Raw genomic sequence first — 15685 nt, forward strand, 5'->3', positions numbered from 1 at the left:
TCTTTACGGGGAAAAGTAAAGCGTTGGTGATCACCGTACTGATTCTCACACTAAAACAATCCGGGCGGCAACCGATTCAGCTAGCCGCCCCACATACAGGTCAATCATGCTATGAATGAATCGTTCAATCACGCTGGGGCCTGGGGCATCACACTGATCGTTATCGTTCTGGTGTCCTGGTTCTTTTACCGTTATTTCGCGCCGAAAAACTGGCGGGAATGGGCCGGCGCCGGAGTGGTGCAGGCCTTCATCATTGCGCTTTATGCGGAAATGTACGGTTTTCCGCTCACTATTTATCTGTTGGTGCGTTTTTTTGGCCTCGACAGTGAGTATGTCAGCGCCAGCTTGTGGTCGACCCTGGTAGGGCTGGGCGAAACCGGGATGTTGGTCTCAATGTTGCTCGGCTATGCGCTCGCGTTCACCGGGATCGGCCTCTTTATTCAGGGGTGGCGTCAGGTCCACAAGGCGCGAGGTGAAAACCGTTTGGTGAAAGACGGCTTGTATGCGTATGTGCGGCATCCGCAGTATACGGGGCTATTCATCGCTCTGTTTGGAGAAGGTGTGGTGCACTGGCCGACGCTGTTCTCGGTCGGCCTTTTTCCGGTGATCGTGCTTGTCTACACATGGCTGGCTCGGCGTGAGGAACGGCAGGTGCTCAAGGAGTTCGGTGAGGAGTACCGTGCCTACCAGCGGCAGGTGCCGATGTTCATCCCCCGCTGGGGGCGGTGGCGGCAGCTCGCCGCTGCGTCACATAACGGCAGCGATGATGAGGCAGCGTGATGTATTTCTTACTGCGAATTCTCATGCCTACATGGATAGATGCACCCCATATTACCGTAAGCCTGCGATGGATAATTCCGGGCCCTAGAATGTTTCGTTATCGCAGAACAGTTCATATAGAAGCTCAATGATACGGCGCGCTTTGTCTCCCGCCAGAGAATAGCGCATGGTTCGTCCGTCACGGCGCACATTGACCAGGCCATCTTTGCGCAGTAGAGCAAGTTGTTGGGAAACTGCCGCTTGGCGCATATCCAGTGTATCGGCGAGTTCGCTCACCGCCCGCTCGCCTTCCACTAGTTGGCAGAGGATCATTAATCTGCTCTTTCCGGAGAGTGCTTTTAACAAGTTAGTAGCGTGATCAGCCGCTTCTGACATCTGGTTGCCATTCATATATTCATAGCTCTGAATTCGTGAATATGTTAGTTTTTCCGAAACATACTTGGTCAACAAGTTAAGCGTTGCTTGTCCTCTGGCAAATTTCGGCTTCCTTATAGTTAGTCGCCAAGCAGACAACCCAAATACCGTGTAATTTCGACGGGGCGCGCAATCTGTTGGATCTAGAGCGCGTTAGTATAACAGGAGAGAGATATGTCCATTGATCGTCTTGTACTCGCCTTCGCAGGATCTTTCATTCTTGTAAGTCTGGCTCTCTCCCAGCTCCACTCGCCTTACTGGCTGTGGTTCACCGCGTTTGTGGGCGCCAACATGCTGCAGGCTGCCTTCAGCGGATTCTGCCCTCTGGCGAAGATCCTCAAGGCCCTGGGCAAGAAGCCCGGCGCCGCCTTCGATTGACGCACGGAGGCACTGTAAATGTCTGAAAACACCGAGAGTTCGTGGCTACAGTTCGCCACTGACCGTCCTCGACTGACCGTTTGGGCCATGGTGGTTGCCACGCTGGCGCTGGTGGCGCTGGCGGCGCTGCCAAGCGTCTGGCCCGAGCGGTTCGGTCTGCTTAATCCGCTGACCATCGATACCGACCCCGAGAACATGCTCTCTTCCGACGAACCCGTGCGCGTTTTCCACGACGACATGAAGGAGCAATTCTCGCTTTATGACATGGTCGTGGTGGGTGTGGTCAACGAAAGCAACCCTGACGGGGTATTCAATGTCGGTTCGCTGCGGCGCATCTATGAGCTGACGGAGTATGCCAGTACGCTCAGGTGGCCCGATCCGGACAACCCGGGCCGGCAGGAGGGCGTGGTTGAGGAGGATATGCTCGCGCTCTCGCGGGTCGACAACATTGAGCAAGAGGGGGTCGGCTCGGTTCGTTTCAGCTGGCTCATGCCAGAGCCGCCGGATACCCGCAACCAGGCGCTCGCTATTCTTGAGCGGGCGCAACGCATTCCGCTGTTCGACAATACCCTGGTCAGCGCCGATGGTAAGGCAGTCGCCCTTTACCTGCCGCTGACCAGCAAGGACATGAGTTACCGGGTCCGCGAAGCCCTGCTTGACAAAGTCGCTGGCTGGAAGGATACCGGCGATCAGGTCTACATCACCGGGCTGCCCGTGGCGGAGGACACGTTCGGTGTGCAGATGTTCTATCAGATGGCGATCTCGGCGCCACTGGCAATGCTGGTCATCTTCCTGGCGATGTGGTGGTTCTTCCGCCACATCCGGCTCATTACCTCGGCGATGATCGTGGCGATGGTGGCGGCCGCGAGCACCATGGCGCTGCTGGTGATCAGCGGCAGCACCGTCCACATCATGAGCTCGATGATCCCCGTATTCATCATGCCCATTGCGGTGCTGGACGCGGTGCATATCCTCTCGGAATTCTTCGATCGCTATCCCCTGCATCGTGACCGCCACCGGGCCATCCGGGAGGTTATGGGGATACTGTTCAAACCGATGCTGTTCACCACCCTGACGACGATGGCGGGGTTTGCCTCACTGGCACTCACCCCGATCCCGCCCGTTCAGGTGTTCGGCATCTTTATCGCGATTGGTGTGTTCCTGGCCTGGTTGTGCACGGTGACCTTCATTCCGGCTTACATCATGCTGATGCCGGAGCGGCGGCTCACCGGCTTCGGTCACGCCGCCGGGGACCCGGACCAGGATACGGTCATGGGGCGCTGGCTGCGTCGCCTCGGCGAGGGCGTGGTCAGCCACGCCAGGGCGGTGCTGGTGATTACCATGGTCGTGGTGGTGGCCGCCGGTTATGGCATCAGCCTGATCCGCATCAACGATAACCCGGTCAAGTGGTTCGAGCCCGAGCACCCCATCCGGGTGGCAGACCGGGTGCTCAACGAACATTTCGGCGGCACCTACATGGCCTATCTGGCGCTGGTTCCGGAGGGGGATAACGCGGCCCAGGACAACCAGATCTTCAAACGCCCCGAAGTCCTGCGCTACATCGCCAGGTTGCAGCAGCGGCTGGGCGAGACCGGCGTGGTCGGCAAGTCCAACTCCGTCGCCGATCTGGTCAAAACCGTTCACCGCGAACTGCTGGGCGGCGATGACGGAGCCTTTCGCATTCCGGACAGTCCGGCGGCGGTTGCGCAGACCCTGCTCACCTACCAGAATGGCCACCGCCCCCAGGATCTCTGGCACTTCGTTACCCCCGACTACCGCCGTGCCAGCATCTGGGTTCAGCTTACCAGTGGCGACAACCGGGATATGAGCCGGGTGGTTCAGGCGCTCGACGACTTCATCGCGGCCAACCCTCCGCCTGCGTCGATCCAGGCACGCTGGTTTGGTCTTAACTACATCAATGTGGTCTGGCAGGACAAAATGGTCAGCGGCATGGCCATGGCCCTGTTCGGCAGTTTCGTGGTCGTGCTCCTGCTGATGGCCTTATTGTTCCGCTCTTTGCTCTGGGGACTGTTGTGCATGATTCCCCTGACTGTGACCATCGGGGCCATCTACGGTCTGATCGGTATCATCGGCAAGAACTACGATATGCCGGTCGCCGTGCTGAGCGCCCTGAGTCTGGGACTCGCCGTGGACTACGCCATCCACTTCCTGGCCCGCGCCCGCGCCACCCAAGCTGAGACAGGCTCCTGGCGTCGCTCGGTGGCGCCGATGTTCGGCGAGCCGGCACGAGCAATAACCCGCAACGCCATCGTGCTTGGCGTTGGTTTCCTGCCGCTGCTGGCTGCACCGCTCGTGCCCTACCAGACGGTGGGGGTATTTATCGCGGCCATTCTGTTGACCGCCGGCCTGAGCACACTGCTGATCCTGCCGGCACTGGTAACCCTGCTGCAACGATGGCTGTTTCCCGGTGCCCGCAGGGCCGCCCCGAATCCGCAAAACCAAGAGGAAGGCGTGCAATGAGTAGATACTGGCCTGTTACCCTGTTCCAAAAGCTGGCCCTGGTGGTGATCGCGCTGGGCATCACGCCCATTGCCCTGGCCCAGGATGCCGGCGCTGCGCCCTCGGTGGAGCGCATTGTCAACCGGGCCAATATGGTCTCCTACTTCCAGGGGCGTGATGGCCGCGCCAGGGTCGCCATGACCATCACCGACCGCCAGGGGCGTATCCGAAGTCGCGAGCTTACCATTTTGCGGCGGGACGGCCCGGAGACAGATGCCATTGAGGGGAGTGCCTACCGTGGCGAGCAGAAGTACTATGTTTATTTCCGGCGGCCGGCGGATGTGAGCCAGATGACGTTGCTGGTGTGGAAACACCAGGACCGGGACGACGACCGCTGGCTGTACCTGCCGGCGCTGGATCTGGTTAAGCGAATTGCCGCCTCCGACAAACGCACCAGCTTCGTCGGCTCGGATTTCTTTTACGAGGATATCTCCGGGCGCAGTATTGATGCCGACAGCCATGAGCTGATCGAGACCACAGACAATTACTACGTAGTGCGCAACACACCCAAGCGGCCCGGGGAGGTTGAGTTCGCCTACTACGATGTCTATATCCACAAGCAGTCGTTCCTGCCGGTTCGCACCGAGTATGTCGACGACAGTGGCAACCTCTACCGGCGTTACACCGCGCTGGCGGTGGAGAAGGTGCAGGGTTACCCCACGGTCGTCAAGGCGAGGATGGAGAACCTGCGCAGCGGCGGCACCACGGAGCTGACCTACACTGGCATTGACTATGACCTGGGCCTGCCGGAAGACGTGTTTTCGGAGCGCTACCTGCGCCGGGCACCAAAGGAGTACTTGCAGTGACCACCGGTGCACTGAGAGCAGGAGGGCGTGGATGAACACCAGAAGCCTGCTCTGGGGTATGTTGCTGGCGGGCAGCGTTCTCGGTGGGGCGCCCGGGGCGCTATGGGCGGCCGCGCCCGAGCTGCCGGAGGGGCTGGGTGCGCCAGCCAGTGATACCGCAGAACCGGCCCTGCCAGCGGGCCTCGGGGGTGAGACCGGAGCAGAACAGACCACCGACCGACCGGCTTCGGCGGCGCTGCCATTTCGTCTGCGCGGCTTCTGGGAGGCCCGCGGCGGAACCCGGCTGGGCGATGATCCTCACCAGCGCGATCTGTCCATCGCCGAAACCCGGTTGCAGCTCGAGGCGGAGAAGTATTTCAAGGGAGTAACGCTGCGCCTTACCGGCGATTTTCTCTATGACGACCTGGACGATGATCGGTCGGTGGACCTGGAATCGGGTGAGGGCGCGTTCGACCTGCGTGAGGCCAGCCTGGTGTTTTCGCCGAGCGCGGACACCGATGTCAAGCTGGGGCGCCAGATACTAACCTGGGGAACCGGCGACCTGGTGTTCATCAACGATCTGTTTCCCAAGGACTGGGTCTCGTTTTTTATCGGCCGCGATGTGGAGTACCTCAAGGCGCCCTCGGACGCGCTGAAGGTCTCGGCTTTTTCCAGCTGGGCCAATCTTGACCTTGTCTACACCCCCCGGTTTGACGCTGATCGCTTCATCGACGGCCGCCGTCTCTCTTTCTTCAACACAGGGCAAGGGCGGCTGACCGGGCGCAATGCGGTTGTACTGGCGGACCGCCCGGCGGACGCGTTCGAAGACGACGAGTGGGCCGCCCGGCTGTACCGTAACCTTGGCGCCTACGAGGTCGCGCTCTACGGCTACGACGGCTTCTGGAAGAGCCCGGCCGGGGCCGAGCCGGCCAGCGGTCGGGCCAGGTTTCCTCCGCTGTCGGTGCTCGGCGCCAGCCTGCGCGGGCCGGTGGGGCCGGGCATCGGCAACGTCGAGCTGGGCTATTACGATTCCCGCGCCGACCGCGATGGCGACGATCCCACGGTGCGCAACAGCGAGCTGCGCCTGCTGCTCGGCTATGAGCAGGAAATTGCCCGTAACCTGACCCTGGGCCTGCAATACTACCTTGAGCGCATGGGCGAGTTTGAGGCCTACCGGCGGGCCTTGCCCCCTGGTGCCCCGGTGCGGGACGAGAATCGCCACGTCCTCACCCAGCGGCTGACATGGCTGACACACAGCCAGAATCTGGAGTGGTCGTTGTTCCTGTTCTACTCGCCCTCGGACCGGGACGCGTACCTGCGCCCCCGGGTGGGCTATCAGGTTGATGACCATCTCTCTGTTGAAGCCGGCGGAAACCTGTTTTTCGGCGCCCAGGAGGAAACCTTCTTCGGTCAGTTTGAGGACAACAATAACCTGTATCTGGGGGTACGCTATGGGTTCTGAAAAGGTTAGATGTTGATATCGAAGGGCTGGCTACTGTAGGCCTTACTCGGTTTACCTAAAGAAAAGGAGATGTATATGTCTTACACAATGAATCGCGTAATTCAGAATGTGGATTTCGAGACCGTGGATGAGCGAACCCGTAAGGCCCTGGCCGATCAGGGATTCGGGGTTTTGACGGAGATAGACGTCAAGGCCACCATGAAAAAGAAACTGGACAAGGACATGCTCGCCTACCGAATTCTCGGTGCCTGCAATCCGGCCATGGCCTGGGAAGCGATTGGCGTGGAACCCCGGGTAGGCGCTATGTTGCCGTGCAATGTCATACTGCGCGAGACCCCGGAGGGCGTTGAAGTCAGTGCGGTTGATCCCGTGTTATCCATGACAGCGATCGAAAATGGGCAACTCAAGCATATTGCGGGTGAGGTGAGAGATAGGCTGTCGGAGATTATCAAGGCGGTATGACTCGACTCGCACCAAAGCACTCGCTGCGTCCTTAATCATTGCCGCACCGGGTGGCTGGGCCCCTGGTTCGGCATACCAGGCAAGTTGAGCCCCGATCTAAGTCGGCCCACGTCAAAGCCACTTGCGTAGCAACAGGCCAAGCGTGTCATACACGCCTTTCATGAAGCCGCGGTGTTTCCAGGCGATGCCAGTGATTTCACTGGCATCCTGCAAGTCAGTTACGAACTCGTTTCTTAACTGGCCATTCAAGGCTTCGTTTGTGGAAATCAGCGTCAGTTCATAGTTAATAAACAAACTTCTGTAGTCGAAGTTCGCGGTCCCTATGCTGCCCCAGGCATCGTCAACGAGCAGTACTTTGGAATGCAATAGCCGGGGTGTGTACTCGAATATGCGAACGCCGTGTTCCAGCAGTTCCCCGTAAATGGCGCGGGCAGCCCATTGTGCGGGGGTCGAGTCGGTCTTTTCGGTGGTCAGGATCCGCACATCGACTCCCCGGCGGGCCGCGAGAGCAAGTTGTTTGCGTAATCCCCGGTCCGGTACGAAATAGGGCGTCGCCAGCCAGATTTTGTCGGATGCTCCGGCCAGTTGGTCTTTGATGGAGCACCGCAGCTGGATGCGGCAGGCGCGTGTGGTATTGGGAGTGATCCGGCTGTCACCGATGGTATGACTCTGTGGGCTCCAGTCAGGGTGACCGCACCAGAAGGCGTCAAACAGAGCGTCAGCCTCCGCCGCCAGAGGCCCCTCGAAGCACACATGCACGTCGCGCCAACGCTTTGGGCCGTAATAGCGCCTCGAGCCTTCGCGATGAATGTTGAAGCCGCCGAGATACGCTGTTTTGCCGTCAATGACCAGCAGCTTGCGATGGTCGCGACGGTTGTAACGCATCGGTTGCCGCCAGCTCCAGCGGTGAAAGCGCTGTAGACGGACGCCGGCGGCCCTGAGCTGGCGCCGGTGCAGCCGCGTAAGGACGCCACTTGAGCCCAGCGCATCAACGTGAATTCGCACGTCGAGGCCGTGGCGGGACTGCTTCATCAGTTCATCGAGCAGTTCAGTCCCCACCTCGTCCGCCGCGAGGATATACGAAGCAAGAAAGATACGCTGGGTGGCAGCACGGACCGAGCGAATCATCTCCGCATAGAGTTCGTCTCCCTCACCGAACAGCCTGAACACACCCTTCACGGCCCCGCCCTCGGGTTCACAGGCGACGTCGCCGGGGTTGCCGTCCATATCTATAACCCCAAAGAGCCGATACCCAGGCTGTCGTTGGTGTCTCTGATCGACGTTTCCGCATCGGGTTCGGCCCCGGTCAGTGCGCGTATGGCATCGATGGTTTCCGGAACAACAATCGCCTGGTTGTCGACCATATAGGCATAAAACAGCTCATTGCCCTGCACTTTGAGCATGTCTTCCCAAAGCGCGACTTCATACAGGCTGTCGTGAGGTCGGCCAAGGTCGGCCATCAACTCCTTGACGCTGTTGATCGCGCTTAGCCCGTCGCTGTTCCGGAGGAAAACAATGCGGGAGGAGGTGCGGAACGCATCGAGCACTTCGTCCTTGCTCGCCTCACGTGTCAGTTGAACGGACCAGTAGTGCAGGTGGGCCAGTGTCTCCGGAACCTTGACCGCCATGGTTACCACATCCAGGTCCGGGTCGACACTTTGGGCATCCGGGCCCTGGTGACTGGGAATCTCCGGCTCTGGCACGACGGTATTCATGATCCCGCCCTGGTGGCTCTCCCAGGGATCGGTGGCCCGGCGCAGAAGGGTTCCCCGTGCCCGGTCCAGCAAGCCGTGGCGTTTGAGCGCTGACAGGGTACGAATGATCGACGTCGTGTTGCACGATACGACGCGCGTGCAGTCACGGCCGACAGCGCTGGCGTAGTTGGCCTCGGCAACGAATGAATGGCCCGTGCTTTGATGTTTCTCGCCGCCATGAACGATGAACCTGATACCGAGCCGCCGGTAGGTTTCGATGTTCTTGCTGGCCAGGTGTTTCGGTGTACAGTCCACCACGATGTCCGCGGCTTCAAGTAAGTCATCCAGTGTGCCGGAAACATCAAGCCCGGCTGCGCCCATGGCAACGGCGTGCTCTTCAGTCGCGCCGTACAGGGCATACCCTCTACTCAGCGCGGCCCTCACTCGCCAGTCCTGCGCGACATCAGCTACGCCAGCCACAGCCATGTCTTTTTGTACCGCAACGGCTTGCGCTACCCGTTTGCCGATAACGCCATAACCGTTGACCGCGACGCGAATAATTCTCTGACCGACCATCTTTTGTATCTCCAGCTTCTGAAAAGGGGCGAGCGAACTGTTATGTTGCTTAAGTGACCAGATTATAGACAAAGACTGAATTTCAGCTGAAAGTCCGGTTTGACGTGTACCTCAGGGCAATAGCTTTACCGAAAAGTTGATGGTGATCAAAAAAATGCAAAGCGCAGAAGTGCTTTTCAGGTTCAGTTCAGCCGGGTGTAGTGGAATGGGGTGCAGTAGAGGGCAACTACATTGCTTATGACCAGGTCGAACCTTGAGAGGCTCGAATGGTATGAAACCATCGAAAGGATGATCGGAAGATGTCTGCCAAAGAAAATAGTTCTGCTATCAAAGATAGTGCTGGGAAGGAGTCGGAGGGCCAGTATACCTGCCCGATGCATCCGGAGGTCATATCTGATGAGCCTGGGAATTGCCCGAAATGCGGGATGCACCTTGTGCCTCTGGAAAACAATAAAGTGAGTTCTCATTCAGATCACTCTCACCATTGTTCTGGAGATCATGAAAAACCGTCAGGCGACGATCGAACATATGACCGTGTACCACCCGGGTATTCGGGGGTGGTTTACACTTGTCCCATGCACCCTCAAGTCCGACAGACAAAGCCCGGGGCATGTCCTCTGTGCGGTATGGGACTGGAGCAGGAATCGGCCACCGCGGAAGATGAGGGGCCCAACCCGGAGTTGGTGGACTTTTCTCATCGGCTCTGGGTTGCCCTGGCATTTTCAGTGCCCTTGCTGATTTTGACCATGACTCCCTATATCGGTGTCATGGCGGTTCGCGACTTCTTCGGTGAGCGTTTGTCACTCTGGATTGAACTGGTGCTTGCTACTCCTGTAATCCTATGGTCCGGCTGGCCCTTCTTTGCTCGCGGTTACATCTCGTTTCGGACAATGAACCTGAATATGTTCAGCCTGATCGGCATGGGAGTTGGGGCGGCCTATATCTTCAGCATCGTAGCGGTCCTTGTGCCAGGGATCTTCCCGGAAGGCTTCCGGGATTCTGGAGGAAACGTCGGCGTTTATTTTGAGGCGGCAGCCGTTATCGTCACGCTGGTCCTGCTGGGCCAGGTGATGGAACTGAGGGCCCGTGAGGGCACCGGTAAAGCCATACGTGCGTTGCTGGATATGGCCGCCAAAACGGCGCGCCTGATCCGGCCCGATGGAACCGAAACAGAGGTTGCTCTGGAGGATGTGAAGGTCGGTGATCACCTGCGTGTTCGGCCCGGTGATAAGGTGCCCGTTGACGGCGTGGTTGTTGAAGGTCGCTCTTCCATTGATGAGTCGATGATTTCCGGGGAGCCAGTTCCGGTAGAGAAGGTGGAAGGAGACAAGGTCACCGGGGCCACCATCAACGGTACCGGAAGCCTTGTTATGGAGGCGACCCGGGTTGGCGCGGATACTACGCTCAGTCAAATCGTCGAGATGGTTGCCAATGCCCAGCGCAGCCGCGCGCCTATCCAGAAGTTTGCCGATATGGTGGCCGGCAAGTTCGTACCAGCGGTTATTGCCGTGGCGGCCCTGTCCTTTGTGGCGTGGGCCATCTGGGGGCCGGCGCCAGCTTTGTCGTATGCGCTCGTGTCTGCGGTTGCGGTGCTTATCATCGCTTGCCCTTGCGCATTGGGGTTGGCTACGCCTATGTCGATCATGACGGCTACGGGGCGCGGTGCCCAGTTAGGTGTGCTGATCAAGAACGCCGAAGCGCTGGAGCGTTTTGCCAAGGTGGACACCTTGATTGTGGATAAAACTGGTACCTTGACCGAAGGTAAGCCCAGACTAGTGGCGGTGCTGCCGGAATCGGATCATGACGAGACCGAGGTCCTCAGGCTTGCGGCCACACTGGAGAAAGGGTCAGAGCATCCGCTCGCTGAAGCCATCGTTTCAGGCGCCGAGGCACGTAACGTGATGCTTGGAAAGGCCGATGACTTTGAAGCCGTTACAGGCAAGGGGGTCAAGGGTGTTGTGGATGGCAAGCCAGTGGCTTTGGGCAATGCCAAACTACTGGAAGAGCTGGGCTTGGACGGTGGCCATCTGATGGAGGTTGCCAATAGCAGACGCGATGAAGGCGAAACGGTCATGTTTGTGGTGCTTAACGGCGCCGTTGCAGGCCTTGTCAGCGTAGCCGACCCGGTCAAGGAAACGACACCCGCTGCGCTCAAGGCCCTCCACGCCGCTGGCTTCCGCATAATTATGGCAACTGGCGACAATGAGCGCACGGCAAAGGCGGTGGCGGGTAAACTCGGTATCGATGAGATTCGTGCCGATGTGCTGCCAGAGGACAAGGCCAGCATCATTCGCGAACTTCAGAGCCAGGGGCGCAAGGTAGCGATGGCAGGGGACGGCGTGAATGACGCACCCGCCCTGGCCCAGGCCGATGTTGGTATTGCAATGGGAACCGGCGCGGATGTCGCCATTGAGAGCGCGGGCTTTACCTTGGTTAAGGGTAACCTCGATGGCATTGTCCGCGCCAGACGGTTGTCCCAGGCGACGATGCGAAATATCAAGCAGAACCTGTTTTTTGCCTTGGTCTACAACGGTGCGGGTGTGCCGGTGGCTGCTGGTGTGCTCTACCCATTCTTTGGCATCCTGATAGGACCTATCTTTGCCGCTTTTGCAATGAGTGCGTCCTCGTTGTCAGTGGTGATGAACTCCCTGCGTTTGCGTCGAGAGAAAGTCTAGGCGCGAAACGACCATATCGATGACCTCTCACTGGTAGCCCTATCCTGTGGCTCTCAGTGCTGAGGTCGGAGTAAAAATGAGTTTGGCCAGGGAAAGCTAATGAAAATTGTGTTCTTTGAGGCAGAGAAGTGGGAGTGCGATATTTTGCAGCATGCCTGCTGCAATCATGAGGTTGTCTTCACGGACGAGGAACTCGGAATAGACAACGTTGGGTTATACAGGGACGCCGATATCATCTCACCCTTCGTTCATTCAGCCCTGGATCGTTCGGTACTTGAGTGCTTTGAGCATCTGAAATTTGTCGCTACCCGGTCGACGGGATACGACCATATCGATTTGGAGTATTGCACCAGAAATGCGATTCCAGTCAGCAATGTGCCCGTCTACGGTGACCAGACTGTTGCGGAGCATGTTTTTGCGCTGCTCCTTGCCATTAGCCACAAGATTCCAGAGGCGATCAATCGCACTCGCAAGGGGGATTTTTCGCAGAAAGGCCTGCAGGGATTCGATCTGCAAGGCAAAACCCTTGGAGTGATCGGTACCGGTGCTATCGGTAAGCGTGTTGTGGAAATCGCGCAAGGGTTTCGTCTGAACGTTCTTGCCTGCGATCCCAAGCCGGATTACGTATTCGCGGACCGATATAACGTGTCTTACGTCGATTTGGATGGTCTTCTTGAGCAGTCCGATGTTGTGACGCTGCACGTTCCTGGCAGTAAATCGGCCAAGCATCTTCTGTCGGACAGGGAGTTCGCCCGGATGAAGCGCGGGGTTGTCCTGATTAATACCGCTCGCGGCTCCATTGTTGATACCCAGGCTTTGCTGCACGCGCTGGCGGATGGGAAGGTGTCGGCTGCCGGTCTTGATGTACTGCCGGATGAGCCCTCCATCAGGGAAGAGGTGGAATTGATCCGCTCTTTTTTTGACAAGGAACATGATCTGGAAACGCTGTTTGCCAACCATGTTCTTCAGCACATGAGAAACGTCATCGTCACCCCCCACAGTGCGTTCAATACGAAAGAGGCTGTCGAAAGAATCCTCAAGACCACTGGCGAAAACATTGTTGGCTTCATCGAGGGTGCCCCCCGCAATCTTGTGAATAAACACTGAGCCAGGATGGTTTTTTATGCCGATGCTCTATACCTATTTGATCTGGGGTGTGTTGTTGGTGCTGCTGTCGGGATTGGTTCTTGTTGTTACCTGCAATAAGAAGATGCTGAGGATGAGCCTTGGTACCGCTCCCCTGGGGTCGTGAATTCAGATAATAACTGCAGCATTTTTCGTAATTTATACGAGCATCGCTATTGGCAGACCAGGACATAATAAAAGGCTAATCATCATGTGGAACGAAAAAGGCAATAGCCATCTCCAACAACCCATCTTGCCGTCACTATTCAGCATTGGCGCCATTGGTTTGACCCTCGCTGGCGCGCTGATCTGGCAGTCTGAGTTTGCGTATGCGCTTGATTATGTTTCCTCGTACGTGGATGGTCTGCTGCGCTGGTGGTATGTGGCACTGGTTGCGTTTCTGACGGCATTTGTTATTTGGCTAGGGCTGGGGCGTTACAAGAACGTGCGCCTTGGTAAAGACTACGAACAACCGGAATACCGGCTTTTTCCCTGGTTGGCGATGCTGTTTGCGGCCGGCACGGGTGTGGGGCTGCTGTTCTGGAGCATCGCCGAGCCAATCATGCACTTTCAGGGTAACCCTTTTACTTCGGAGGGCTTTACTCCCTCCGCTGCGTCTACTGCAATTCAATTGTCGTTTTTCCACTGGGGTCTGAACGGATGGGCTATTTTTGCGTTGGTCGCGATTGCATTCGGATACTTCAGCTATCGCCATGATCTCCCGCTCGCGCCTCGATCAGCGCTGTACCCGTTTATTGGTGAAAGAATCTTTGGCTTTTGGGGGCACGTCGTTGACGCGCTCGCTGTTTTTGCGACTGTATTTGGTCTGGCGACGACGCTGGGGCTGGGAGCCCGTCAGACTGGCACGGGGCTCAAGTGGCTTTTCTCCGTGGAGGCGTCTCTTTGGGTGGAGCTGTCGGTGGTCGCCGTGGTTACTGTAATCGCGACGATTTCGGTGGTTTCTGGGGTCAGGCGGGGCGTGAAAATATTGAGTGAGGTAAATCTTTGGCTAACGCTGATTTTACTCGCCGCCTTTATGATTATTGGCCCCTTTGATTACATGGCAGGGTTGTTGGTGCAGGAAATTGGCGGTTACCTGGATAGTCTATTGATCATGACATTCTATGTTGGCGCCAATGAACCGGGAAATTGGCAATCGACCTGGACGGTGTTTTTCTGGGGCTGGTGGCTGGCCTGGTCACCTTTTGTCGGGTTGTTTATCGCCCGGATATCCCGCGGCCGAACCCTGAGAGAGTTTGTTTTCGGGGTTCTTCTCTTACCAACGCTGGTGACTTTTGTATGGATCTCGGTGATGGGGGGCGCTGCACTCCACAGCGAGCTATTCGGGGGTGGCGGAATTGTTGAGGCGGTCAATAAAGACATCGCCTATGCACTTTTCGCGACCATTGAGCACCTGCAGACGACTGACTCAATTAAATTTTTGATGGGTCTGGTGGCAACGCTCCTTATCAGCATCTACTTTATAACGTCTGCTGACTCCGGCGCATTGGTGGTCAATATCATTTTATCAGGAGGGCAGCTTGAGCCTCCCAAGGCGTCGAGAGCAGGCTGGGCCATTGGCAACGGAGTATTGACCGCGGTATTGCTAGTGGCGGGAGGTATTGCCGTCCTCCAGGATGCGGTCATCCTCGCGGCCCTGCCATTCTCGCTGGTTATCGTTGCTATGACAGCTGGCCTGTTGAAGGCGCTGCATCATGAGCCGCTGACGGCACCCCGGGAGGGTTGTAAGCAACACCGGGCCGCTGAGCCATGGACCGGATCGGATAAGGCATGACTGCCCCCCTGCAAAGCTCACAACCAGGTTCAGCGACATGACCCCTGGCCCCGTGAGCGCAGGGCTGATGAGGTCTTCCAGATCGTAAGCCATGTTGGAAAGCGATAGCACCTTGGTTTACTCGTCTTCATCGGGGGGAGGGTGAGAGTATGCCGAATTGGACACTGCCCCCTCTGTCAAGGTTGTTGAAGCCATCTGGCTACAGTAGCATTCTCATGCCATCCCCCCAGGGGGGATAGGTCAAAAGCTGGTTTTGATCCTGGCCGGGATCGTTTATGGCTCAATGGCTTTGCTGGCTGATGGCCTGTACATGGGTTCGCACGCGGTGGCTCTGGGTATTGCCGCCTTCGCCTATGCGTATGCCAGGAAAAACGCGGGCAGCGCCAGGTTCTCTTTCGGGACGGGGAAGGTCAATGCGCTGGGCGGCTTTACCGGCGCGATTCTGCTGGCTGTCTTTGCGCTCTACATGGTCATCGAGAGCGTCGGGCGTTTTATTCAGCCCGTCCCCATTTCTTTCGATGGGGCTATTTTTGTGGCCATCATTGGCCTGGTGGTCAACGGGGTGTCAGCCTGGATACTGGGGGATGCAGGCCATGATCATGGTCACAGTCACGGCCATGATCACGGTCACCACCATCATCACCATGACCACAACCGCCGTGCGGCCTACCTTCATGTACTTGCGGATGCGCTGACGTCAGTCCTTGCTATTGTTGCCCTTCTGGCGGGTAAATATGCCGGGTGGAACTGGATGGACCCGATGATGGGGATTATCGGTGCGATTCTGGTAACCCGTTGGTCCTGGCATCTGCTGAAAGAGACCTCAAAGGTCCTCCTCGACGAGCAGCATCAGGACATGGAGGAAACCGTCAGACAGGCCGTCGAAGACGACGATGCCAAAGTCAGTGATCTGCATGTGTGGGCGATAGGCCCAAACATTCATGCGGCTATTGTCTCAGTCGTCTCGCATCAGCCCGAGTCGCCTACAGTCTATAAAAAGCGCATTCAGGCACACTGCC

General features: G+C 57.7%; 12 protein-coding genes and 1 pseudogene. 10 read left to right on the forward strand and 3 right to left on the reverse strand.

Annotation, left to right across the window (positions count from 1 at the left end):
• Nucleotides 1-111: 111 nt before the first annotated feature.
• Nucleotides 112-780, forward strand: a complete 669-nt coding sequence (locus QPL98_RS17695) for an isoprenylcysteine carboxylmethyltransferase family protein (RefSeq protein ID WP_136631561.1) — start codon at nt 112-114, stop codon at nt 778-780.
• 84 nt (nt 781-864) lie between these two features.
• Here the strand turns inward: QPL98_RS17695 and QPL98_RS17700 are convergent, their stop codons facing one another.
• Nucleotides 865-1230, reverse strand: a complete 366-nt coding sequence (locus QPL98_RS17700; RefSeq protein ID WP_320108782.1) for a metalloregulator ArsR/SmtB family transcription factor — start codon at nt 1228-1230, stop codon at nt 865-867.
• A gap of 138 nt (nt 1231-1368) precedes the next feature.
• Here QPL98_RS17700 and QPL98_RS17705 point away from each other — a divergent pair, with 138 nt between their 5' ends.
• From QPL98_RS17705 to QPL98_RS17725, 5 genes are all read left to right on the forward strand, one after another.
• On the forward strand, nt 1369-1572 hold the full coding sequence (locus tag QPL98_RS17705; RefSeq protein WP_053113999.1) for a DUF2892 domain-containing protein: 204 nt from the start codon (nt 1369-1371) through the stop codon (nt 1570-1572).
• 18 nt (nt 1573-1590) lie between these two features.
• Nucleotides 1591-4053 carry an RND family transporter gene (locus QPL98_RS17710; RefSeq protein ID WP_303293701.1) on the forward strand — a complete coding sequence of 821 codons (2463 nt, stop codon included), beginning with the start codon at nt 1591-1593 and terminating at the stop codon, nt 4051-4053.
• Nucleotides 4050-4898 carry an outer membrane lipoprotein-sorting protein gene (locus tag QPL98_RS17715; RefSeq protein ID WP_303293702.1) on the forward strand — a complete coding sequence of 283 codons (849 nt, stop codon included), beginning with the start codon at nt 4050-4052 and terminating at the stop codon, nt 4896-4898. The genes QPL98_RS17710 and QPL98_RS17715 overlap by 4 nt, the downstream gene beginning before the upstream one ends.
• Nucleotides 4899-4929: 31 nt before the next feature.
• Nucleotides 4930-6339 (forward strand): hypothetical protein, encoded by a 1410-nt coding sequence (locus QPL98_RS17720; RefSeq protein ID WP_303293703.1) that lies wholly within the window; start codon nt 4930-4932, stop codon nt 6337-6339.
• A gap of 75 nt (nt 6340-6414) precedes the next feature.
• Entirely contained in the window at nt 6415-6801 is a 387-nt protein-coding gene (locus tag QPL98_RS17725) for a DUF302 domain-containing protein (RefSeq protein WP_053114006.1), read from the forward strand.
• A gap of 111 nt (nt 6802-6912) precedes the next feature.
• Here QPL98_RS17725 and QPL98_RS17730 read toward each other — a convergent pair whose 3' ends face one another.
• Both QPL98_RS17730 and QPL98_RS17735 read right to left on the reverse strand, forming a co-directional pair.
• The gene (locus tag QPL98_RS17730; protein WP_303293704.1) at nt 6913-8028 is read right to left on the reverse strand and encodes a phosphatidylserine/phosphatidylglycerophosphate/cardiolipin synthase family protein; all 1116 of its coding nucleotides are present in this window, start codon (nt 8026-8028) and stop codon (nt 6913-6915) included.
• Between the two features lie 2 nt (nt 8029-8030).
• Nucleotides 8031-9071 (reverse strand): type II glyceraldehyde-3-phosphate dehydrogenase, encoded by a 1041-nt coding sequence (locus QPL98_RS17735; protein ID WP_053114010.1) that lies wholly within the window; start codon nt 9069-9071, stop codon nt 8031-8033.
• A 374-nt stretch (nt 9072-9445) separates the two neighbouring features.
• On the opposite strand from QPL98_RS17735, the gene QPL98_RS17740 reads away from it, so the two are divergent.
• The 4 genes and pseudogenes from QPL98_RS17740 to dmeF form a co-directional block, all read left to right on the forward strand.
• Nucleotides 9446-11746, forward strand: a complete 2301-nt coding sequence (locus tag QPL98_RS17740; RefSeq protein ID WP_303290815.1) for a copper-translocating P-type ATPase — start codon at nt 9446-9448, stop codon at nt 11744-11746.
• 99 nt (nt 11747-11845) lie between these two features.
• Nucleotides 11846-12853 (forward strand): hydroxyacid dehydrogenase, encoded by a 1008-nt coding sequence (locus QPL98_RS17745; protein ID WP_091854530.1) that lies wholly within the window; start codon nt 11846-11848, stop codon nt 12851-12853.
• A 229-nt stretch (nt 12854-13082) separates the two neighbouring features.
• Nucleotides 13083-14666 carry a BCCT family transporter gene (locus QPL98_RS17750; RefSeq protein WP_008169995.1) on the forward strand — a complete coding sequence of 528 codons (1584 nt, stop codon included), beginning with the start codon at nt 13083-13085 and terminating at the stop codon, nt 14664-14666.
• A 253-nt stretch (nt 14667-14919) separates the two neighbouring features.
• A pseudogene (gene dmeF / locus QPL98_RS17755) lies at nt 14920-15642 on the forward strand (CDF family Co(II)/Ni(II) efflux transporter DmeF); the annotation flags it as partial.
• Nucleotides 15643-15685 lie beyond the last annotated feature (43 nt).

It is taken from the genome of Marinobacter sp. ST-43 (genome assembly GCF_030541085.1).
GTDB classification, from domain to species: Bacteria; Pseudomonadota; Gammaproteobacteria; order Pseudomonadales; family Oleiphilaceae; genus Marinobacter; species Marinobacter nauticus.

Excerpts from the sequence above, each read along its gene's own strand:
- QPL98_RS17695 (WP_136631561.1), top strand. The coding sequence starts at position 112 with ATGAATGAATCGTTCAATCACGCTGGGGCCTGGGGCATCACACTGATC.
- QPL98_RS17705 (WP_053113999.1), top strand. The coding sequence starts at position 1,369 with ATGTCCATTGATCGTCTTGTACTCGCCTTCGCAGGATCTTTCATTCTT.
- QPL98_RS17710 (WP_303293701.1), top strand. The coding sequence starts at position 1,591 with ATGTCTGAAAACACCGAGAGTTCGTGGCTACAGTTCGCCACTGACCGT.
- QPL98_RS17715 (WP_303293702.1), top strand. The coding sequence starts at position 4,050 with ATGAGTAGATACTGGCCTGTTACCCTGTTCCAAAAGCTGGCCCTGGTG.
- QPL98_RS17720 (WP_303293703.1), top strand. The coding sequence starts at position 4,930 with ATGAACACCAGAAGCCTGCTCTGGGGTATGTTGCTGGCGGGCAGCGTT.
- QPL98_RS17725 (WP_053114006.1), top strand. The coding sequence starts at position 6,415 with ATGTCTTACACAATGAATCGCGTAATTCAGAATGTGGATTTCGAGACC.
- QPL98_RS17730 (WP_303293704.1), bottom strand. The coding sequence starts at position 8,028 with ATGGACGGCAACCCCGGCGACGTCGCCTGTGAACCCGAGGGCGGGGCC.
- QPL98_RS17735 (WP_053114010.1), bottom strand. The coding sequence starts at position 9,071 with ATGGTCGGTCAGAGAATTATTCGCGTCGCGGTCAACGGTTATGGCGTT.
- QPL98_RS17740 (WP_303290815.1), top strand. The coding sequence starts at position 9,446 with ATGCATCCGGAGGTCATATCTGATGAGCCTGGGAATTGCCCGAAATGC.
- QPL98_RS17745 (WP_091854530.1), top strand. The coding sequence starts at position 11,846 with ATGAAAATTGTGTTCTTTGAGGCAGAGAAGTGGGAGTGCGATATTTTG.
- QPL98_RS17750 (WP_008169995.1), top strand. The coding sequence starts at position 13,083 with ATGTGGAACGAAAAAGGCAATAGCCATCTCCAACAACCCATCTTGCCG.